This is a genomic window from Brevundimonas sp. DC300-4, assembly GCF_049897365.1.
Classification (GTDB): domain Bacteria; phylum Pseudomonadota; class Alphaproteobacteria; order Caulobacterales; family Caulobacteraceae; genus Brevundimonas.
Genome location: NZ_JAFCWC010000003.1, coordinates 70,458 through 91,516 on the forward strand (window position 1 = coordinate 70,458; position 21,059 = coordinate 91,516).

Here is a 21,059-nt window from a genome sequence, read left to right on the forward strand (position 1 = left end):
CATGATCCTGCGCAAGACACTGCTTTCCACCGTCGCCGCCCTGGGCGTTCTGCTGGGGGCCGCCGCCGCGGCGGCGCAGCAATCGTCGGGACCGGGCGAGCTTCAGGTCATCACCGCCGACGTGCGCTCGAGCCTGTCGGCCGGATACGACGACGCCGGACAGGCGGCGCTCGGCATGGCGCTGGAAAGCCACACGCCGCACGCGCCGGGCTTCGGCACATCGGAGACCATGTTCTCGCCGCCGAAGACCGACGAGGAGCGCGCCGCCATGCGGGCCGCGGCCGAGGGCAACAACGCCTTCAGCGTCCTGGGCATGGCGAACTCGGACATGGCGATGTCGAACGGCCGGCTGTTCGTCGGCAACTTCAACGGCTTCAACGCCTATGACGTGTCGAACGGCGCGCCCCGGCTGGTGATGTCGGTGGTCTGCCCCGGCGGCCAGGGCGATGTGTCGGTGCACGGCGACCTGCTGTTCATGTCGGTCGAGGAGAACCGCGGCCGTCTGGACTGCAGCGGCGGCGGCAACGAGGGCGAGGTCAGCGCCGAACGCTTCCGCGGCGTGCGCATCTTCGACATCTCGGACCTCAACGCCCCGCGCCAGATTGCGGCGGTCCAGACCTGCCGCGGCTCGCACACCCACACCCTGTTGCCGCACCCGACGGATCCCAACGTGCTGTACGTCTACGGCCAGGGCACATCGAGCGTGCGCAAGGCGGGCGAGCTGGACATCTGCACGGACGGCCAGCCGGATACGAACCCCGAGACGGCCCTGTTCTCGATCGACGTGATCAAGGTGCCGTTGGACCATCCGGAGAACGCCGCCCTGGTGAACCGTCCGCGCATCTTCGCCGACAGCACGACGGGCCGGGTCGCGGGCCTGTGGCGCGGCGGGCGCGCCGGCATCGCCAGCCAGAACACCGCCCAGACCAACCAGTGCCACGACATTACCGTCTATCCGGAGATCGGCCTGGCGGGCGGCGCGTGCAGCGGCAACGGCATCCTGCTGGACATTTCGGACCCGGAGAACCCGGCGCGGACGTCGGACATGTTCGATCCCGACATGGCCTACTGGCACTCGGCGACCTTCAACAACGCCGGCGACAAGGTGGTCTTCACCGACGAGTGGGGCGGCGGCATCGGCGCGCGTTGCACGGCCGAGGATCCGGCGACCTGGGGCGCCAACATGATCGCCACGATCGCCGACCGGACCCTGACCGGCCGCAGCTTCCACAAGCTGCCGTCGGCGCAGGGCGCGACCGAGAACTGCGTGGCCCACAACGGCAACATCATTCCGGTCCCCGGCCGCGACCTGATGGTCCAGTCCTGGTACCAGGGCGGCATCTCGATCATGGACTTCACCGATGCGATGAAGCCGGTCGAGATCGCCTTCTTCGACCGCGGTCCGCTGAGCGCCGAACGGCTGTACGTCGGCGGGTCGTGGTCGGCCTACTGGCTCAACGGCCGGATCTATTCCAGCGAGATCGCGCGTGGTCTGGATGTGCTCAAACTGCTTCCCAGCGATGATCTGTCGGCGGCCGAGATCGCGGCGGCCGAGGCCATCATGAGCGTCGAGATCAACCCGCAGACCCAGACGAAGATCGAGTGGGTCGACAGCCCCGACGTTGCGGCCTCCTACGTCGATCAACTCGCGCGCACCGACGCGATCGAGGACGGCGTCGAGGCGCGGGTGCGTGCGGTGATTGCCGGCTGGCGCTCGGGCTCGGCCGACAAGGCTGCTGCGGGTGAGCTGGCGACCGCTCTCGCGACGGCCCCCGAAGACGCCAGCGCGGCGACCAAGGCGCGCATGACGGCGCTGTCGGGCTTGCTGCAGCGGCTCGCGGCGTAAGCGCTCGATCCTTGAAGGCGGAGGGCGGTGGGAGCGATCCCGCCGCCCTTTTTCGTGCCATAACCTCCATCGATCCTGACCATCAGTTTAATCGACTTAAGTTTTCGACCGAGGTCTGTTACTCATTCGCCCCCAACTCGGACCCGACCGGAGAAGAACCATGCCCATGGACGGAAGCGACCTCGTCGAGCCCACCACCAAATGCCCGCTGCGCCATGGCGTGCAGTTCCACACCAGCTTCGGCGGACGCTCGAACCGCGACTGGTGGCCGAACCAGTTGAACCTGAAAATCCTGTCCCAGCATTCGTCGCTGACCAGCCCGTTCGCGCCGACTTTGAAATACCGGGATGAGTTCGCGAAGCTGGACATCGAGGCGCTGAAGGCCGACCTGCGGGCCCTCCAGACCGACAGCCAGGACTGGTGGCCCGCGGACTATGGTCACTATGGGCCGTTCTTCGTGCGCATGGCCTGGCACTCGGCCGGGACCTATCGCACCGGCGACGGGCGCGGCGGATCGGGGTCCGGGACGCAACGGTTCGCGCCGCTGAACTCCTGGCCGGACAACGGCAACCTCGACAAGGCGCGCCGCCTGCTGTGGCCGATCAAGCAGAAATACGGCAACCGGGTCAGCTGGGCCGACCTGATGATCCTGTCAGCCGACGTCGGGATGGAGACGATGGGCTTCAAGACCTTCGGCTTCGGCTTCGGCCGCGAGGACGTGTGGGAGCCGTCGGAGGACATCCACTGGGGCGCCGAGGACACGTGGCTGGCCGACGACCGCTACCAGGGCGAGCGCGAGCTGGATAAGCCGCTGGCCGCCGTCCAGATGGGTCTGATCTACGTCAATCCGGAAGGTCCGAACGGCAAGCCGGATCCGCTGGCCTCGGCCAGGGACATCCGCGAGACCTTCGCCCGCATGGCCATGAACGACGAGGAGACGGTCGCGCTGATCGCCGGCGGCCACACCTTCGGCAAGGCGCACGGCGCCGGCGATGCCAAGCATGTCGGGGTCGAACCCGAGGGCGCCGGCATTCTGGAACAGGGCTTAGGCTGGAAGAACAGCTGGGAAAGCGGAAAGGGCAAGCACGCCATCACCTCTGGCCTCGAGGGCGCCTGGACGGCCCACCCGACGACCTGGGACAACGGCTATTTCGACCTGCTGTTCAAGTATGACTGGGAGCTGACCAAGAGCCCGGCCGGCGCCTATCAATGGACGCCGAAGGACATCGCCGACGCCGACCTGGCGCCCGACGCCCATGAAGCCGGCAAGCGGGTCAAGCCGATGATGCTGACCACCGACCTGGCCCTGATCAAGGACCCGATCTATGCGCCGATCTCCAGGCGTTTCCACGACAACCCGGCCCTGCTGACCGAGGCCTTCGCCCGCGCCTGGTTCAAACTGACCCACCGCGACATGGGGCCGAAGGACCGCTACCTCGGCCCGCTGGTGCCGCAGGAGGAACTGCTGTGGCAGGATCCCATCCCGGCGGTCGATGGGCCGCTGATCGATGCTACGGATGTCGGGGCGCTGAAGGCCCGGATCATGTCGTCGGGCCTCAGTGTGACGGAACTGGTGGCCACGGCCTGGGCCTCGGCCTCGACCTTCCGCGGATCGGACAAGCGGGGCGGCGCCAACGGCGCGCGCATCCGGCTGGAGCCGCAACGCAACTGGCCGGTCAACCAGCCGGCCCAGCTGTCGAAGGTCCTGGGCGTGCTGGAAGGAATTCAGCGCGACTTCAACGCCGGCGGCAAGACGGTGTCCCTGGCCGACCTGATCGTGCTGGCCGGCTCGGTCGGGGTGCAGCAGGCGGCCCGGGCAGCCGGCCATGATGTCGAGGTTCCCTTCATCCCCGGCCGCGCTGACGCCTCCCAGGCCCAGACCGACATCGAGTCCTTCTCGGTGCTGGAGCCGGAGGCTGACGCCTTCCGCAACTATCAGCGGGGCCAGTTCAGCCTGACGGCAGAGGAGATGATGATCGACCGGGCGCAGCTGCTGACCCTGACGGCGCCCGAGATGACGGTGCTGTGGGGTGGGCTTCGCGCGCTGAACGCCAACACCGACGGCGTCCAGCATGGGGTCTTCACCAACCGCCCCGGACAGCTGACCAACGACGTCTTCGTCAACCTGCTGGACATGGCCACGGTGTGGACCGCGACCTCGGACGAGGAGATCGAGTTCGAGGGCCGCGACCGTGCGACCGGCCAACCGAAGTGGACGGCGACCCGGGTCGATCTGGTGTTCGGGTCGAACTCCCAGCTGCGGGCCCTGGCCGAGGTCTATGCCCAGTCGGACAGCGCCGGGAAGTTGGTGGAAGACTTCGTGGCGGCCTGGACCAAGGTGATGAACGCGGACCGCTTCGACCTGGCTTGAGGTTGGCGTGAGATGACCGGGCGCGGCCGGACACGGCCGCGCCCGGTTTCAATTCCGGCAAGTCCGGGCCACGGTGGTTCGTGAGCACCGGGGGCTGCGGATGACGGACACGGACGATCTCGACCACCAGCCCATGACCAAACGGTCGATGGCCATCGCGGCCTTTTCGACCGTGGTCGAGTGGTATGATTTCACCCTCTATCTCTATCTGGCCACCGTTCTCTCGCGGGTCTTCTTCGGCGGCGGGGAGGCGTCGCTGCTGATCACGCTCGGCGGGTTCGCCGTGGCCTATCTGATGCGGCCGATCGGCGCGGTGATGTTCGGCCATATCGGCGACCGGTTCGGGCGGCGTCATACGATGCTGCTCTCAGTCGCCCTGATGACGGCGGCGATGATCGTCACGGCCGCCCTGCCCACCTACAGCCTGATCGGACCGGCGGCCGGCGTCGCCCTTCTGCTGGTCCGCTGCGTCATGGGGTTCTCGGTCGGCGGGGAATACACGGGCGTGGTCGCCTATCTGCTGGAAGGCGCGCCGCGTCACCGGCGCGGGCTGATCGCATCCTCGGCCTCGGCGGCGAGCGAGATCGGGGCGCTGCTGGCGGTGGGGGTGTGCGCGGTCACCGCACACCTGCTGAGCCCGGCAGACCTGGACAGTTGGGGCTGGCGGATCCCGTTTGTGGTCGGGGCGCTGCTGGCCGGGAGCGTCTGGCTGGCCCGGTCGACGATGCAGGAATCGCCGGACTTCGAGCGGCAGAAGAAGGCAGGGACCGTGCCGGCCAGTCCCCTGCTGCACACCCTGAGGCATCACCGGAAGGGGATCGCGCGCGCCTTCGCCATCTCGGCACTGGGGTCGATCACCTACTATGTCGGCATCACCTATGTGCCGGTCTTCCTGACCTCGACGGGCGGGTTGGGGGAGACGGTGTCCTTGTGGCTGGCGACGATCGGGGCGGTGGTGGTCATCCTGATTACGCCCCTGACCGGGATGCTGTCGGACCGCTGGGGCAGGAAGCCGGTGCTGATCGCCCTGGCCCTGTGCGCCGCCGCCATGCCCGCCGCCATGTTCTCGCTGATGGCTGTGGGCGGACAGAACGGGGCGCTGCTGGGCGCGGTGGTTCTGGCCTGCGTCGCGGGCGGGGTGAGCGCGGTCGGGGCTGTGGCGACGGCGGAGCAGTTCCCGGGCGAGGGTCGTTTGACGGGGCTGGCGCTCGGGGCGACCTCGGCGACGGCTGTGTTTGGAGGCTTTACCCCTTGGCTGGCGCAGTGGCTGATCGAGGTGACGGGGGCGAACTGGGTCCCTGGGGCGATGATTGCGATCGTGGCCTTGGTGGTGCTGCCGGTGTTCTGGCAGGCGCCTGAGACCGCACCGCTCAGCGCGCGCCGGTGAGGTCCGACCAGCGCCACTGACCCTGACCCAGGGCCAGACGCGGCGCATCGGAGCCGTCGGCGAGGGTCAGCAGGACCAGACCGCTCATCGACTGGCGGCGACACTGCGCGGGGGCGAAGGCGATGGCGACGGCGATGGCCTGACGCAGGCCCGCGAGGCCGCGGCCTTCCTCGCCCGGATTCATCACCCAGTCTCCGTCCCAGACCAGCAGAGCGCGCCGGGAGGCGGGCAGGGCGTGATGGGCGCGGCCGGCGGCGGCGACCACGCCGGGGTTGTCTCGCAGGGCGTCCTGCACCCGCCGGATCATGTCGCAACGGCCCGCTCCGGTCCCCGAGCCGCCCCCGCCACCGGCCTCTCCAGATCCTCCGCCGCCCGAGCCGGACCCCGCCGTGGCCGCGCCGGCGAGCTGGGCCTGGGTGAGGCCGGCGGGAGGAGGGGCCGGCGCCGGGCCCGGCGGGGCGGGGGCGACAGACAGGGGCTCGACCTCGGGCGGGGCCGGGCGCGGGGGGCGCGGCGCGGGGGGCGGCCGGGGCCTCGGCGGGGTCGGGGCGAGGGCGGCCGGAGCGGGCGGTTCGGCCGCCTGTGAGGGCACGGCGGCGCCCGGCGGGGGGTCGGGTTCCGCGACGGCCAGGGGCGGTGGGGGAGGGGTCAGGGAGACGATGATCGGTTCGGGCGGCGGCTCCACGGAAAAAATCTTCGGGGTCGGGGCGACGGTCAGGAAGGCCAGCAGCACCGTCGCATGGGCGATCAGACTGACCGCCACCCCGGGCCCCCAGGCGCGGCGCGAGCGCCGCCTGGGCGCAGGGCCCGAAGGCCGTTTTCCCGTTTCGCTTTCGACGCTTGGCGGCACAGACAGGCCCGTGGAGGCGACGCATCACACGCCCGATCGCCTGTGAGAGACCACCCCCTCGCGTCAGGATCGTGACCGCCCTGAGGCCTGCCTTGGCCCCAATCCTTACGGCCAAGGTGCCGGAATCATGCCGCATGCCGGTCATGCCTGGGCCTTTCGGCGCCACCCTGATCACAACTGCGCGACGTTCGGAAGTGGCGCACCGGCCCCTCAGGAGATCCCCTTGATCCAGTCCCAGACCCTCGCATTCCCCCACGCCAACCTGCGCCCCGTCCTGATGACCGGCGTCGTCCTCGCCGCCGGCCTGATCCTCAGCGGCTGTGTCGCCACGCGCGGCTTCGTGCGTGAGGAGGTCGCCGTGGTCGACAGCCGCGTCAACGCCACCGACGCCCGGGTGACCGAGGTCGCGGGCACCGCCAACGACGCCCTGCAGCGCGCCACCGCGGCCCAGCAGCTGGCCGAGGGCAAATTCATGTACGAGGTCGTCCTGTCGGATGACTCCGTCAAATTCCCGTCGGACCGCGACGCCCTGTCGCCCGAGGCCGAGGCCCGTCTGACCGAGCTGGCGACCCGGCTGAAGGCCGAGAACGTCAACGTCTACCTGGAGATCCAGGGCCATACCGACGCCGCCGGACCCGAGGCCTACAACGACCAGCTGGGCGCCGCCCGGGCCGAGGCCGTGCGTCGCTCGCTGAGCCGCCAGGGCATCGCCCTGAACCGGATGGCGACCATCTCCTATGGCGAGGAGGCGCCGGTCGCCGACAACACCACCGCCGAGGGCCGCGCCCAGAACCGGCGCGTGGCCATCGTGGTGCTGAGCTAGGCCGAACCTTCTCCCTCCCCCTGCGGGGGAGGGTGGTCGCGAAGCGACCGGGTGGGGGCGGCAAGGCGAAACAACGCAGGATTTGCGCCACCTCGCCTGGTCGTCCCCACCCCGCCGATGCTCCGCATCGCCGACCCTCCCCCGAGGGGGAGGGAGAAGGATTACCGACCCGCCCGGAACGCCGCCACCGCGTCGACGGCGCCCCGGACCGAGGTCTCGATCCCGGCCCAGTCGCCCGCCTTGACCGCCGCGTCGGTGACGAGCTTTGAGCCCATGCCCGCCGCCACGATCCCGGCGCCGAACCATTTAGCGATGGAGGCGGCGTCGGGGTCGACGCCGCCGGTCGGCATGATCCTGGTCCACGGCATGGGCCCCATGACCGCCTTGACGAAGTCCGGCCCGCCGACGCTGGCGCCCGGGAAGAGCTTGATGATGTCGCAGCCCAAAGCGTGGGCCTCGGTGATGTCGCGCACCGAGCCGCAGCCGGGGAAATAGGCCACCATCCGGCGATTGCAGACCGTCGCCACCTCGGGCACGAGCGCCGGAGAGACCACGAACCGCGCCGCCCGGTTCAGATACATCGCCGCCGTCCCCGCATCGAGCACCGAGCCGATGCCCAGGACGATGTCCGGATCCGTCCGGGCCAGCTCCTTCGCGATCTCGGCGAACAGGTCGACGGCGAAGTCGCCCCGGTTGGTGAACTCGATCACCGGCGCCCCGCCGCGCGCACAGGCCCGGATCACGTTCAGCGCGACCTCGGGGTCGGGATTGTAGAAGACCGGGCAGACGCCCTGGGCTTCGAGGGCTTTCAGGACGGAAACGCGGTCGATGGGCATGATGGGGCTCCGGGCTCTGGCTTGGGGATCGCGGATCGAGGACCCCTGCGTCAAGTCAGTTCGGGTTTCAGAGGTCGTCGTCCTCAGGGCGCGACTCCAAAACAGACTCGACAGAGTCGACAGAGTCGCGCGCCTCCTGAGCCAGGGCCTCGGCCTCGTCCTCGGCCGCGAGCCGGGCGTCGCGGTCCGCCTCCCATTCGGCCCGGCGCTGGCGCAGGTCCTCCGTCTCGATCCAGCGACGCAGGTCGTCGTCGTCCTCCTGAACCAGGTGATGCACCCGGTGCCAGCGCAGGGCCCCGACCGCGTCGCCGCGCAGGATCGCCCGCGCCATCCGCGACGAGGCGACATGGGGCAGGTCGCCGAAGTCGATCATGTTCATGTCGCCGCCGATCTTGTCTTCGAGCTCCATCCCCTCGTCCCACGGGTCCAGGGTGTGGGGCGGCCGCCACGGCTGATCCGCCCGCCGCCATCCATGCCGCGACGCCCGCGCCCGCAGCGCCGCCAGCGTCACCCCGTGCCGTCGGCAACAGTCGGGCCCTGACATCCCGGCCAGATAGTCGTCCCGAACCGCATCCCACACGTCGGGCGGCGCCGCGCGCAGGCCTGTGGGGGTGGAGTGTTCGTCCTCGGTCATGGTTGTGGCTCCCGTTGAAGGGGCAACAGTGTGAGGCCGTTTTCAGGGGTGATGGGTAAAACGGCTCTCATTAGAGCCGGGCGTTGATTTCAAAGGCGGATTCAGACGATCCGTTGATGGGTATGGGGGGATTCCCTCTCCCGGCGGGAGAGGGCTTGAGGCTCGCGGAGCGTAGCGATGCGCCAGCCGAAAGGGTGAGGGGCTGGCGTTTGAAGTCGGCGTGAGCCGTGTCTTCGTCGGTGCGGCGGCTTGCGCCGACGGACAGGCCAACCCCTCATCCGTCCGCTACGCGGCCACCTTCTCCCGCCGGGAGAAGGGAAGGAACGTAGTTTCCGCTTCCTGTGCATCGAGAGAGCGTTGCAATCTCCGGTCATGTCGCGAGCCCCTGCTCTCCGCCAATCCGCCGGCCTGGCCGAACAGCGCGTCTGGTCGCGGCTGAGGGGCGGTGCGGTCGACGGGATCAAGGTCCGCCGCCAGCACGACATCGGCCGCTATACGGTGGACTTCGCCTGCGTGGCCTTGCGCCCGGTGATCGAGATCGACGGCGGCGTCCACGAGCGCGACGATGTCGTGTTGCGCGATTACGTCCGCCAGACCGAGATCGTGGCGCTGGGCTGGACGGTCGTGCGCTTCACGAATGAGACCGCCTTGGCCGAACCGTGGCGCATCGACGACGCGATCCGGGACAGGGCGAGGGTGTTGGGTTTGTTGTGACCCTCTCAATCCTTACCCCTCTCCCGGCGGGAGAGGGCTTGAGGCTCCCAGAGCGGAGCGATGCGCCAGCCGAAAGGGTGAGGGGCATCCGTTGAAGTCGGCGCAAGCAGTGCCCGTGCGACGGCTCACGCCGACTGACCCGCCAACCCCTCACCCTTTCGCGCAAGTCTGATCGCTGGCGCTCTCAGGCGCTCAAGCCCGTCGTCGGATCGCATGCGATCCTCCTCCACCCGCCGGGAGAGGGAGGATCAACGGCGACCCTCTCCCGGCGGGAGAGGGCTTGAGGCTGGGCAAGCGAAGCGCGCCGCAAGCCGAAAGGGTGAGGGGCTACTGCCTGAAGTTGGGTCGCCGTCCGTGCGACGGCTCACGCCGACGGACCCGCCAACCCCTCACCCTTTTGCGCAAGTCTGATCGCCTGACGGCTCTCAGGCGCTCAAGCCCTCTCCCGCCGGGAGAGGGAGACCGCGTCCGGGTTCACAGACCGGAACGCCTCCGCCCTCTGACCCAGGAAGCCGTTGATGAAGGGGGTCTTCCCGGCCACGTTCGGACTGGCGAGGAGGAGGAGAGTGGGCATAGGTTTCAGTGCTCTTCGTGCATGGATCGAAAATGACTATGGCGATGGAACGGTAACCTCCAGCTGGCGCACCCATTCTGCAATACCGGCGTGAAGGCTTGAGCCCTCACACCTTCACCTCCACCACACTCCCCCCCGCCCGGAACTTCGCCGACATCTCCGCCATCCCGGCCTCCGCCTCCGCCAGCGAACCCCCGGCGTCGTTCTGCGCCGCCGCGTCCCGGCGGATGTCCTGGCTGATCTTCATCGAGCAGAATTTCGGGCCGCACATGGAGCAGAAATGGGCAGTCTTGTGGGCCTCCTTGGGCAGGGTGGCGTCGTGGTATTTGCGGGCGGTTTCGGGGTCGAGGCCGAGGTTGAACTGGTCTTCCCAGCGGAACTCGAACCGGGCGCGCGACAGGGCGTCGTCGTGCAGCCGGGCGGCGGGGTGGCCCTTGGCGAGGTCGGCGGCGTGGGCGGCGATCTTGTAGGTGATGACGCCGTCCTTGACGTCCTGACGGTCGGGCAGGCCCAGATGCTCCTTGGGCGTGACGTAGCAGAGCATGGCCGTGCCGAACCAGCCGATCATGGCCGCACCGATGGCTGAGGTGATGTGGTCGTAGCCGGGGGCGATGTCGGTGGTCAGGGGCCCGAGCGTGTAGAAGGGCGCCTCGTGGCAGTGTTTCAGCTGCTCATCCATGTTCGCCTTGATCTTGTGCATCGGCACATGGCCGGGGCCCTCGATCATGACCTGGCAACCCTTGGCCCAGGCGATCTTGGTGAGCTCGCCGAGGGTGCGCAGCTCGGCGAACTGGGCCTCATCGTTCGCGTCGGCGATGGAGCCGGGGCGCAGGCCGTCGCCGAGGCTGAACGACACATCATAGGCCCGCATGATGTCGCAGATGTCCTCGAAATGCTCGTAGAGGAAGGACTCGCGGTGATGCGACAGGCACCATTTGGCCATGATGGAGCCGCCGCGTGAGACGATGCCGGTGACGCGTTTGGCGGTCATCGGCACGAAGGGCAGGCGGACGCCGGCGTGGATGGTGAAATAGTCGACGCCCTGTTCGGCCTGTTCGATCAGGGTGTCGCGGAACACCTCCCAGTTCAGGTCCTCGGCCACGCCGTTGACCTTCTCCAGGGCCTGATAGATCGGGACGGTGCCGATGGGGACGCTGGAGTTGCGGATGATCCAGTCGCGGATGTTGTGGATGTTGCGGCCCGTCGACAGGTCCATGACGTTGTCGGCGCCCCAGCGGGTGGCCCAGACCAACTTATCCACTTCATCGTCGACGGAGGACAGGACGGCCGAGTTGCCGATGTTGGCGTTGATCTTCACCAGGAAGTTGCGGCCGATGATCATCGGCTCGACCTCGGGGTGGTTGATGTTGTGCGGGATGATGGCGCGGCCGCGCGCGATCTCCTGACGCACGAACTCGGGCGTGACGAAGTCGGGGATGGAGGCGCCGAAATCCTCGCCATCGCGGATGCAGGGGGCGGACTGTTCGCGGCGCAGGTTCTCGCGGATGGCGACGTATTCCATCTCGGGGGTGATGATGCCGGCGTTGGCGTATTCGTACTGGGTGACCGGGCGGCCCTCGACGCCCTTGAAGACCTTGTGGTGGCTGGTGTCGAAGCGGGGGGCGAGGTGTTTGCCCTCGGCGTGGCCGTTGTCCTCGGGCTTGACCTCGCGCGGCTCGGCGACGGGGGCGATGTCGCCGCGGTCGAGCTGCCAGCTTGATTTGACGAGGGGCAGGCCGCGCTTGATGTCGATGGTCACCGTCGGGTCGGTGTAGGGGCCCGAGGAGTCATAGATGGTCAGCGGCGGCTCATTGGCCGAGGGGTGCAGGGCCACCTCGCGGAAGGGCACGCGGATGTCGGGGTAGAGCTCGCCCGAGGCATAGACCTTGTGCGACCCGGCGCGCTCGCCGGTCGGGATGGTCCCGGTCTCGCGCATGACCTCGTCGCGTGCGTCTTTAAGCGCCAGATCGATATTGGGCTCTTCGGGGAGCGACGGCGGTGTGACGAGAATGTTCATGGCGGCCTCTGTGCTTGCAGAGGGTCGCGCCGGCTCGGGCGAGATTGGTCCTGTGGCGTGTGGACCGAAGCGTACTCATCCCTTCGCCGGCATGACCCGGATCAGGTTCGGCCGGTCAGGCGCTTACGCCTATCTCAGCGGCTCGAGCGCCGCCCCCGGGAGAACGCGCGGACGATAGGCCTGCCATTGCGAGGTGTCCATTCCTCCCCCGACGGGGGAGGAATGCTATGGCTGGCGCCGCAGCCCGGAGAACCATTATGCGCACCGAACCCTTCGACTTCGACTGTGCCGACGGACGGCGCGTACGGGCGGTGCTGGACCGGCCGGACGGGCAGGCGCGGGCGTTCGCGCTGTTCGCCCACTGTTTCACCTGCGGGAAGGACAATCTGGCGGCGACGCGGATCAGCCGGGCACTGGCGGCCGAGGGGGTGGGGACGCTGCGGCTGGACTTCGCCGGGATCGGAGAACTGGGCATGGCGGCCATGCCGGCGGGTTTCACCGTCGACGTCGAGGATCTGGTCGCGGCGGGGGCCCATATGGTCGCGCATGGCTGCGCGCCGGGCCTGTTGATCGGCCACAGCCTCGGCGGGGCGGCGGCGATCGCTGCGGCGGGACGGATGGAGACGATCAAGGCCGTGGCGACCATCGGCGCGCCGTTCGACGTGGCCCATGTGCTGAAGCTGCTCGGCCCCGAGGCCGAGGGACTTAGGCACGGCGAGACCCATTGCGTGACCCTGGCCGGCAAGGCGATCACGGTCGGGCCGGGCTTCGCCGAGAGTCTGAAGACCCAGGACCAGGCGGCGCGGTTGAAGGCCCTGAAGCGGGCGCTGCTGATCCTGCATTCGCCGGTCGATCAGATCGTCGGCATCGACGAGTCGACGGGCCTCTATCTGGCGGCGAAACACCCCAAGAGCTTCGTCTCGCTGGACACGGCGGACCACCTTCTGTCGAAACCCAAGGATGCGGCCTATGCGGCCAGCGTGATCGCGGCCTGGGCGTCTCGCTACATCGACGGGATGACCACGCCCCTGCCGGTCCCGGCCGCCGACGGGGTGGTGCGGGTGTCCGAGACGGGGGCGGGAAAGTTCCAGGCGCGGGTCGAGGCGGGCGGCGCCATGCTGATGGCCGACGAGCCGGTCTCGGTCGGCGGACTGGCCTCGGGTCCGATGCCCTATGAGCTGGTGGCGGCGGGGCTGGGGGCCTGCACGGTGATGACGCTGCGGCTCTATGCCGACCTGAAGGGCATCCCGCTGGAGCGCGGCTCGGTCGAGGTGCGCCACGAGAAGCGGAGCGGCGAGACGCCGCCCGACGTGTTCGAACGGACCCTGATCCTGGACGGGGCGCTGAGCGAGGCGCAGCGCGGCAGGCTGTTCGCCATCGCCGACAAATGTCCGGTCCACCGCACGCTGGAGGCCGGCGCCCGGGTGATCACCCGCGCCACGCCGGCGATGGCGGCGCCGGAGGAGGAGGAGCATTTCGCCGAGATGCAGGCCGTCTGCGAAACGGAGGCGCCATCCTAGACCCCTATGTCGGTTATTCGACATTACCCTTACGTTGCAACTGTTTACCGAACGGATACCGTTACGGGAGCAGAACGGACTCCTACCCTTTTGGAGCGCGACATGACCGGCCTTGAACGAATGCTCTATGCCAGTACGGCGACGGGGCGGACGGACAGTCTTCTGAACATGGCGACGATCCTCGGCGAATCGCAGCGGAACAATGACCGGGACGAACTGACCGGCGCGCTGGGCGCGCACGACGGCCGCTTTATCCAGGTCATCGAGGAACCGTCGGCCGTTCTGGACGGCCTGCTGCGCCGCCTCGCCGGGGATCCGCGCCACCGCGACATCGTCATCCTGGACCGCAGGCCGATCACGCAAAGGCAGTTCCCGGGCTGGAGCATGGCGAGCTCGCGCCTGGGGCCAGAGTCGGCGACCGCTCTGGATCGGCTCATGGGGACGCCCGACACCTCCGCCCTCGAGATCATCGCCCTGTTGCGCGAAACGCTCGAGGTTGAACCGGTGCGCGCCGCCTGAGGCTTCGCACACGACGCGGGGCGCTATAGGAGAGGCACAAACCGAAAGGCCGTCCCCATGCATCTCGCCCGTTTCCCTCGTGTGCGCCTCGCCCATCTGCCGACGCCGCTGGAGCCCGCGCCGGGCCTGTCGCAGGCGCTGGGCATCGACCTGTGGATCAAGCGGGACGACTGCACGGGGCTGGCCGGCGGGGGCAACAAGACGAGGAAGCTGGAGTTCCTGCTGGGCGATGCGTTCGAGCAGGACGCCGACACCCTGGTGACCCAGGGCGCGGTGCAGTCGAACCATGTGCGTCAGACGGCGGCGGCCGCAGCCGTCATGGGTCTGAAGTGCGAGGTCATCCTGGAGGAGCGGACCGGGTCGAAAGCCGTCGACTATGTCCATAACGGCAATGTCCTGATGGATCGGCTGTTCGGCGCGGTCATTCGCTCCGTGCCCGGAGGATCGGACATGCCGGCCGAGCTGGAGAAGACGGCGGCGGAGATCCGGGCCCGCGGCGGCAAGCCCTATGTCATTCCCGGCGGCGGCTCGAACGCGATCGGAGCGCTCGGCTATGTCGACTGTGCGCGCGAGATCGTGGTGCAGGCCGACGAGCTGGATCTGGCCATCGACCTGATCGTGACGGCGACCGGCAGCGCGGGGACTCACGCCGGTCTGGTCGCCGGTCTGGCGGTGCTGGGCGCCGACATTCCGGTGCTGGGCATCGGGGTGCGGGCGCCGAAGGACAGGCAGGAAGCCAATGTCCTGAAGCTGGCGAAGGAGACGGCGGCCCTGCTGGGGCATCCGGATCGGGTGAAGGACGAGATGGTAGTGGCCGACTGCGACTATGTCGGCGCGGGCTACGGCCTGATCGATCAGGCCGTCGTCGACGCCCTGGTACTGGCGGCGCGGACCGACGCGATCCTGCTGGACCCGGTCTATACCGGCAAGGCGATGAAGGGGCTGATCGCCCTGGCCAGGGCCGGGACGTTCGAGGGGCAGCGGGTGGTGTTCCTGCACACCGGCGGCGCGCAGGGCCTGGCCGGCTATCAGGGCGAACTGGACTCGATGCTCGGATGAGCAAGGTTCTGGGGGTTCTCGGCGGCATGGGGCCGGCGGCGACGGTGGCGTTCCTCGCACGGGTGCAGGCGCTGACGCCGGCGCAGGGCGACGCAGATCACATCCGGGTAGTGATGGACCTGAACCCCCAGGTGCCGGACCGGAACACGCGACCGGGGGATGCCGAGGCGGAACTGGGCCGGATGGCGGAACGGCTGAAGGCGGCAGGGGCGCAGGTTCTGGCCATGCCGTGCAACACGGCCCATGCGCAGAAGCCGGGCATCTTGGCGGCTGGACTGCCGTTCATCGACATGATCGCGGCGACGGTGGCGGAAGCGAAGGGATATGACGCCCGCTCCATCGGCATTCTGGCGACGCCGGGCGGCGAGGCTCTGTACGTCGCGGCGCTGATGGCGGCCGGGGTGAAGCCGGTGGTTCTGCAGGGCGACGACCGCGCCGCCTTCATGGCCTGCGTCTATGGGGTGAAGCGCGGCGACGTGGGTGTGGACAATCGTGCGGCCATGGTGCGGCTGGCCGAGGCGCTCAACGTCGCGGGCGCCGATGCGGTGATTGCGGGGTGTACGGAGGTTCCCCTGTTGCTCGACGCGTCCGATGTGTCTGTTCCGCTTGTCGATTCTGCAGAAGTCCTGGCCAAAGCCTGCGTCAGGGCCTGCGTCGACTGATCGGACGCATGATCCGGTCGCGGATCAACTGTAACTGTGTTGTATTGTCCGGCTTGTTCGTAATATAAAACGGAAATATTTCGGACACGAACTTCACAAACACGAACGCTACCGCTGGTCCCCAGACATTCCGGGGAGCAACCATGTCCGAAATCCACCTGACCGGCAGCCATGACGACGGCGACGTCGAACTGAACACCTCGTCCAACCCGACCTTCGGCTCGATCATCGAGGAGCGCCAGTCGCGCCGCACGATCATGGGCGGCATGGCCTCGGTCGCCGCCCTGTTCGGCCTGGCCGGCTGCAACGACGACAGCGAGCAGCCGAAGTCGGACGCCACGGTCTCGGCCGGCTCCAACGGCGCCACGACCTCGGGCAAGACGGTGACCCTGACGGGGACCTCGACCGGTTCGACCGGCGTGCTGTGGACCCAGGTCTCGGGTCCGACGGTCGTCCTGACGAACGCCAACGCCAGCAACGCCACCTTCACGGCGCCGAGCGTGACCGCAGCGACGCCGCTGGTCTTCTCGTTCAACGCCTCCGGCTCGAACAGCATCATCGCCTCGGCCAACACGACGGTGACGGTCAGCCCGGCGGTGCTGGGCTTCAACGCCGTCGCGAAGAACCTGCTGGACGTCGTCACCGTCCCGGCCGGCTACTCGGTCTCGGTCCTGTATCGCCTGGGCGACCCGATCAACGCCGCCACGCCTGCCTATGCCAACAACGGCACGGACACGAACTTCGCTTCGCGCGCCGGCGACCACCACGACGCCCTGTATTTCTTCGGCCTCGGCGCGACGACCGGCCTGCGCGACGACAACGCGTCGGCCCGCGGCCTGCTGGCCATGAACCACGAGAACATCTCGGCCGCCTATCTGCACCCGAACGGCCCCACCTCGGTCGGCGGCGTCCGCCCGGAAGCCGAGGCCATCAAGGAGATCGAGGCCCACGGCGTGGCCGTGATCGAGGTCCTGAAGGGCACGAGCGGCTGGAACTACGTCCAGAACTCCACCTTCAACCGCCGCATTACCCCGAACACGCCCATGGACATCCGCGGTCCGGCGCGCGGCGACGTCCAGGTTCGCACCGCCTTCTCGCCGACAGGCGTCGCCGGTCGCGGCACCGTCAACAACTGCGCCAACGGCTATACGCCCTGGGGCTCCTACCTGACCTGCGAAGAGAACTGGGCCGGCTATTTCCGCCGCTCGTCGACGGACAACGCCGCCCGCACGGCGAAGGAAGTCGTCGCCCTGAGCCGCTACGGCGTGAGCCAGGGCGCGGGCGGCGCCAATGGCTGGGCCTCGGTGGTTCCGACGGTTCCGGGTTCGACGATATTCGCCAAGTGGAACGCCTCCGCCACCGGCTCTGACGCGACCGCGGACTTCCGCAACGAGCCGAACCAGTACGGCTGGGTCGTCGAGATCGACCCCTATGACGCCGCCTCGATCCCGAGGAAGCGCACGGCGCTCGGTCGCATGGGCCACGAGGGCGCCTGGCCGGCCAACTTCGTCGCCGGCCGCCGTCCGGTCTTCTACATGGGCGACGATTCGCGCGGCGAGTATTTCTACAAGTTCGTCTCGGCCACCCCCTGGGTCGCCGCCGACGCCCAGAGCGCCGACCGCCTGTCGATCGGCGACAAATATCTGGACAGCGGCACCCTCTATGTCGCCCGCTATGACGCGACCGGAAACGGCGTGTGGCTGCCGCTGGTGTTCGGCACGGGTGCGGTCACGGCCGCCAACCCGGCCTATGCCTTCGCCAGCCAGGCCGATGTCCTGATCAACGCCCGTCTGGCCGCCGACGCCGTTGGCGCCACCAAGATGGACCGTCCGGAGTGGGCGGCGGTCAACCCGGTGACCGGCGAGGTCTATCTGACCCTGACCAACAACTCTGCGGCGCAGCGGCCGCTGACCGGGACCGATGCCGCCAACCCGCGCCACTACAACGACCCGCGCGGCGCGACGAACACGGCCCAGTTCGGCAACCCGAACGGCCACATCATCCGTCTGCGCGAGACGGGCGACAACCCCGAGGCGACCACCTTCCGCTGGGACATCTACGCCTTCGGCGCCGACTCGGACCTGAACGCGGCCAACATCAACCTGTCGGGCCTGGACGCGACCAATGACTTCTCGTCGCCGGACGGCCTGTGGTTCGGCCGCCCGCAGAATGCCTCGGGCCTGGTCAATCCGCTGCTGTGGATCCAGACCGACGACGGCGCCTTCACCGACAAGACCAACTGCATGATGCTGGTGGCCCAGCCGGGCAATGTCGGCGACGGCGGTGCGCTCACCATCACCAACACCGACTCCACCGGCGCGACCCGCACCCAATCGACCTTCGTCGGCAAGGCGCCGGGCATGACCCTGCGCCGCTTCCTGGTCGGGCCGAAGGAGTGCGAAATTACCGGCATCGACTCGACGCCGGACGGCAAGACCATCTTCGTCAACATCCAGCACCCGGGCGAGAACGGCTCTGCCGCGACGCCGTCCTCGTTCTGGCCCGCCAGCCAGACGGGCGGCACGGGCGCTCGCCCGCGCTCGGCGACGATCGTGATCACCAAGGACGACGGCGGGGTGGTGGGCCTGTAGGACCCGCCTTCATCGCCTGAGACAGGGGGCGCGCCGGAGACGGCGCGCCCTTTTTCGTTGCGGCGACGGGCGACCCGCCGCATTCAGGGCGAGTGAAAAGACAGAGTTTGATCATCGACTGCGACCCGGGCGTGGACGACGCCGTGGGGTTGTTGCTGGCCTTCGCCTCGCCGGAGCTGGACCTCAGGGCGATCACCACGGTGGGCGGGAACGTGCCGGTCAGGACCACGACTCGGAATGCGCGGATCATCCGTCAGGTCGCCGGGCGGGAGGATGTGCCGGTGTTCGCCGGCGCGGCGCGGCCTTTGAGGCGCGAACCGGCCGGGGCGGGCGAGTTCCACGGGGCCGAGGGGCTGGGCGATCTCGAAGCCGTCGAGCCCGATGCTCCGGCGGCGGAGGGTTCGGCCGTGGAGGCCATGGTGCGGATCGTGATGGCGGCCGAGCCGAAATCGGTGGCGCTGGCGGTCATGGGGCCGATGACCAATGTGGCGCTGGCGCTGAGGGCCGAACCCCGACTGGCCGAACGGCTGGGGCCGGTGGTGGTCATGGGCGGGGCGCGGTCCGAGGGCGGCAACATCACCCCGTCCGCCGAGTTCAATATCTGGGCCGATCCGGACGCGGCGGCGGAGGTCTTCGCCAGTGCGTGCGAGATGGTGGTGTTCGGACTCGACGCGACGCATCAGGTGCGGGGGACCGAGGGCCGGATCCAGGCGCTGGAGGCGGTGGGCAAGGGGCCGGCCCTGACGGCGGCGATGATGGTTCGGTTCTCGCAACGAATCGAGCGGGACATCGTCGGCTGGCCCACTCCGGACTGGGGCGCGCCCCTGCATGATCCGTGTACGGTGGCCTGGCTGCTGAAGCCCGGGCTGTTCCGGCTGAAGCCCTGCCGGATCGAGGTCGAGACCGACAGCGATCTGACGCGCGGCCATACGGCGGTGGAGTTCCGCGTCGATCCGGCGAGCGCCCGGCATCTGTGGGCGGTCGAGGCGGACGGGCAGGGGGTGTTCGACCTGATCACCCAGCGGTTGGGGGCGGTCGGATGAACATCACCGTGGTCGGATCGATCAACCTGGACCTGGTGGCGTCTGCGCCGTCGCTGCCGGCGGCGGGGGAGACGGTGACGGGGGCGACCCTCGCGCGGCATCCGGGCGGCAAGGGCGCGAACCAGGCGCTGGCCGCCGAGAAGCTTGGAGCAGAAGCAAGCCTGATCGGCCGGGTCGGCGACGACGCCATGGCGCAGGAGGCGCTGGCGTTGATGGAGAGCTTCGGCGTCGATCTGTCGGGGGTGGCGGTCGATATCGCGGCCGCGACGGGGGTGGCCCTGATCGCGGTCGATCCGTCGGGCGAAAACCAGATCGTGGTGGCGGCGGGGGCGAACCATCTGGTGACGCCGGAACAGCTGCCGGCGCGGATCGAAAGCCCGCTGATCGTGCAGCTGGAGCTGCCGATCGAGACGGTCGAGGCGGCGGTGGGTCGGGCGGTCGGGTTCGTCTGCGCCAACCTGGCGCCTGCCGCGCCGGTGTCGGAGGCGCTGCTGAAACGCTGCGACCTGATCGTCGTCAACGAGGGGGAGGCGGCGTTCTACGGCGACCTGCTGCACCGGGGCGGGGGTCGGGTGGTGATCACCCAGGGGGCCCGGGGGGCCGAGATGTATCACCGGGGCGTCAAGATGGCCTGGGCCACGCCGCCCGAGGTCGTCGCCGTAGACGCCACGGGGGCGGGCGACGCCTTCGTGGGCGCGATCGTTGTGGCCCTGCTGGACGGGCTGGAGCCGACGGACGCGCTGACGTTCGCCTGCGCCGCCGGGGCCCTGGCCGCGACACGGCCGGGGGCTCAACCCTCGCTGCCGACGCGGGCCGAGGTCGAGGCCCTGCTGGGCCGCGTCTAGCGCTTCTTCAGGCCTCTGAAGAACCACGCCATATAGAGGCGGAACAGCCAGCCGCCCGGGCGTGACCGGTCGTTGACGCTGACTGTGGCGTGCCGGCCCCGACCCTTGAACTGTTTGACGACCACGCGACACCAACTCTTCCGCAAACTGACGGTGTCGAAAGAGCCGGTGACCGCAAAGGTTCCTTTGTACGCAAGCGGACGGATCAGGTCGGGGCGCCCATGTAGTCGCGCTTGCCGAGCGGGACGCCGGCGCCGCGCAGCAGGTCGTAGGCCGTGGTCAGGTGGAAGTAGAAGTTCGGCATGGCGAAGCCGGTGACATAGGGCTGGCCGAGGAATTTCATCTCGCCGCCGGGGAAGGTCAGGGTGACTTCCTTGCCTTCCTGGCCATCGACCTTGTCGCGCGGCACCGAGGCCAGATAGGCCAGGGTGTCGGCGATGCGCTGCTGCAGTTCGGCGATAGTGGTTTCGGAGTCGTCGTTAACCGGGGCGGCGACGCCGGACAGGCGGGCAAGGCAGAGCTTGGGGCTGTCGCAGGCGGTCTGGACCTGTTTCACCAGGGGGTTCATGTCGTCGATGATGCGCAGCGACAGCCAGGAGTCCCGATCGACGCCCGTTTCCTTCCCATGCGCAACGGCCTTGTCGAGCAGGCCGGACAGGGCGCGCAGACCGCGCGAGAATGGCGGAACGGTCAGGTCGTAGAGTTCGGTCGCCATCTGTGAGTTTCCTTTGAGAACTTTGTGTCGCTCCAGCCCTGCCTTAGACGATT

The 21,059-nt window shown here is 68.7% G+C and carries 18 protein-coding genes and 1 riboswitch; of the genes, 12 read left to right on the plus strand and 6 right to left on the minus strand.

The genetic code is table 11. The features are described from left to right. The first annotated feature begins 1 nt into the window (after window position 1). The 3 genes from ACP7AZ_RS06050 to ACP7AZ_RS06060 all read left to right on the plus strand — a co-directional run bounded on the left by ACP7AZ_RS06050 (window position 2) and on the right by ACP7AZ_RS06060 (window position 5,604). Entirely contained in the window at window positions 2-1,846 is a 1,845-nt protein-coding gene (locus ACP7AZ_RS06050) for an LVIVD repeat-containing protein (protein WP_426037057.1), read from the plus strand. Window positions 1,847-2,012: 166 nt separating this feature from the next. Then, window positions 2,013-4,217 (plus strand): catalase/peroxidase HPI, encoded by a 2,205-nt coding sequence (gene katG / locus ACP7AZ_RS06055; RefSeq protein ID WP_426037720.1) that lies wholly within the window; start codon window positions 2,013-2,015, stop codon window positions 4,215-4,217. A gap of 100 nt (window positions 4,218-4,317) precedes the next feature. Further along, on the plus strand, window positions 4,318-5,604 hold the full coding sequence (locus tag ACP7AZ_RS06060; RefSeq protein ID WP_426037059.1) for an MFS transporter: 1,287 nt from the start codon (window positions 4,318-4,320) through the stop codon (window positions 5,602-5,604). Here ACP7AZ_RS06060 and ACP7AZ_RS06065 read toward each other — a convergent pair. Further along, entirely contained in the window at window positions 5,588-6,367 is a 780-nt protein-coding gene (locus ACP7AZ_RS06065) for a hypothetical protein (protein WP_426037061.1), read from the minus strand. The two genes, ACP7AZ_RS06060 and ACP7AZ_RS06065, sit on opposite strands and share 17 nt — an antisense overlap. Window positions 6,368-6,731: 364 nt before the next feature. Here ACP7AZ_RS06065 and ACP7AZ_RS06070 point away from each other — a divergent pair, with 364 nt between their 5' ends. Then, the gene (locus tag ACP7AZ_RS06070; protein ID WP_426037722.1) at window positions 6,732-7,277 is read left to right on the plus strand and encodes an OmpA family protein; all 546 of its coding nucleotides are present in this window, start codon (window positions 6,732-6,734) and stop codon (window positions 7,275-7,277) included. 161 nt (window positions 7,278-7,438) lie between these two features. Here the strand turns inward: ACP7AZ_RS06070 and ACP7AZ_RS06075 are convergent, their stop codons facing one another. Both ACP7AZ_RS06075 and ACP7AZ_RS06080 read right to left on the minus strand, forming a co-directional pair. Next, window positions 7,439-8,113: a bifunctional 4-hydroxy-2-oxoglutarate aldolase/2-dehydro-3-deoxy-phosphogluconate aldolase gene (locus ACP7AZ_RS06075; RefSeq protein WP_426037063.1), complete on the minus strand. Its 675-nt coding sequence runs from the start codon at window positions 8,111-8,113 to the stop codon at window positions 7,439-7,441. A gap of 67 nt (window positions 8,114-8,180) precedes the next feature. Beyond that, window positions 8,181-8,747, minus strand: a complete 567-nt coding sequence (locus ACP7AZ_RS06080) for a hypothetical protein (RefSeq protein ID WP_426037065.1) — start codon at window positions 8,745-8,747, stop codon at window positions 8,181-8,183. 372 nt (window positions 8,748-9,119) lie between these two features. On the opposite strand from ACP7AZ_RS06080, the gene ACP7AZ_RS06085 reads away from it, so the two are divergent. Beyond that, the gene (locus tag ACP7AZ_RS06085; protein WP_426037067.1) at window positions 9,120-9,461 is read left to right on the plus strand and encodes an endonuclease domain-containing protein; all 342 of its coding nucleotides are present in this window, start codon (window positions 9,120-9,122) and stop codon (window positions 9,459-9,461) included. 680 nt (window positions 9,462-10,141) lie between these two features. On the opposite strand, the gene thiC is transcribed toward ACP7AZ_RS06085, so the two are convergent. Next, window positions 10,142-11,971, minus strand: coding sequence for a phosphomethylpyrimidine synthase ThiC (thiC, locus tag ACP7AZ_RS06090; RefSeq protein WP_426037724.1), 1,830 nt, complete (start codon window positions 11,969-11,971; stop codon window positions 10,142-10,144). 142 nt (window positions 11,972-12,113) lie between these two features. Continuing rightward, window positions 12,114-12,220: riboswitch (TPP riboswitch) on the minus strand. 89 nt (window positions 12,221-12,309) lie between these two features. On the opposite strand from thiC, the gene ACP7AZ_RS06095 reads away from it, so the two are divergent. From ACP7AZ_RS06095 to ACP7AZ_RS06125, 7 genes are all read left to right on the plus strand, one after another. After that, window positions 12,310-13,572, plus strand: coding sequence for an OsmC family protein (locus ACP7AZ_RS06095; RefSeq protein WP_426037069.1), 1,263 nt, complete (start codon window positions 12,310-12,312; stop codon window positions 13,570-13,572). 102 nt (window positions 13,573-13,674) lie between these two features. Then, window positions 13,675-14,091 (plus strand): BLUF domain-containing protein, encoded by a 417-nt coding sequence (locus ACP7AZ_RS06100; protein WP_426037071.1) that lies wholly within the window; start codon window positions 13,675-13,677, stop codon window positions 14,089-14,091. Between the two features lie 57 nt (window positions 14,092-14,148). Then, the gene (locus tag ACP7AZ_RS06105) at window positions 14,149-15,150 is read left to right on the plus strand and encodes a D-cysteine desulfhydrase (RefSeq protein ID WP_426037073.1); all 1,002 of its coding nucleotides are present in this window, start codon (window positions 14,149-14,151) and stop codon (window positions 15,148-15,150) included. Further along, window positions 15,147-15,812, plus strand: a complete 666-nt coding sequence (locus ACP7AZ_RS06110) for an aspartate/glutamate racemase family protein (protein WP_426037075.1) — start codon at window positions 15,147-15,149, stop codon at window positions 15,810-15,812. The genes ACP7AZ_RS06105 and ACP7AZ_RS06110 overlap by 4 nt, the downstream gene beginning before the upstream one ends. 143 nt (window positions 15,813-15,955) lie before the next feature. After that, window positions 15,956-18,403, plus strand: coding sequence for an alkaline phosphatase PhoX (locus ACP7AZ_RS06115; protein ID WP_426037077.1), 2,448 nt, complete (start codon window positions 15,956-15,958; stop codon window positions 18,401-18,403). A 107-nt stretch (window positions 18,404-18,510) separates the two neighbouring features. Beyond that, window positions 18,511-19,446 carry a nucleoside hydrolase gene (locus ACP7AZ_RS06120; protein WP_426037079.1) on the plus strand — a complete coding sequence of 312 codons (936 nt, stop codon included), beginning with the start codon at window positions 18,511-18,513 and terminating at the stop codon, window positions 19,444-19,446. Beyond that, the gene (locus tag ACP7AZ_RS06125) at window positions 19,443-20,291 is read left to right on the plus strand and encodes a ribokinase (RefSeq protein WP_426037081.1); all 849 of its coding nucleotides are present in this window, start codon (window positions 19,443-19,445) and stop codon (window positions 20,289-20,291) included. The genes ACP7AZ_RS06120 and ACP7AZ_RS06125 overlap by 4 nt, the downstream gene beginning before the upstream one ends. On the opposite strand, the gene ACP7AZ_RS06130 is transcribed toward ACP7AZ_RS06125, so the two are convergent. Together ACP7AZ_RS06130 and ACP7AZ_RS06135 are read right to left on the minus strand one after the other, a co-directional pair. After that, window positions 20,288-20,416, minus strand: a complete 129-nt coding sequence (locus ACP7AZ_RS06130; RefSeq protein ID WP_426037083.1) for a hypothetical protein — start codon at window positions 20,414-20,416, stop codon at window positions 20,288-20,290. The genes ACP7AZ_RS06125 and ACP7AZ_RS06130 overlap by 4 nt on opposite strands. An 80-nt stretch (window positions 20,417-20,496) precedes the next feature. Next, window positions 20,497-21,006, minus strand: coding sequence for a DUF1993 domain-containing protein (locus ACP7AZ_RS06135; protein WP_426037085.1), 510 nt, complete (start codon window positions 21,004-21,006; stop codon window positions 20,497-20,499). Window positions 21,007-21,059: the final 53 nt, after the last annotated feature.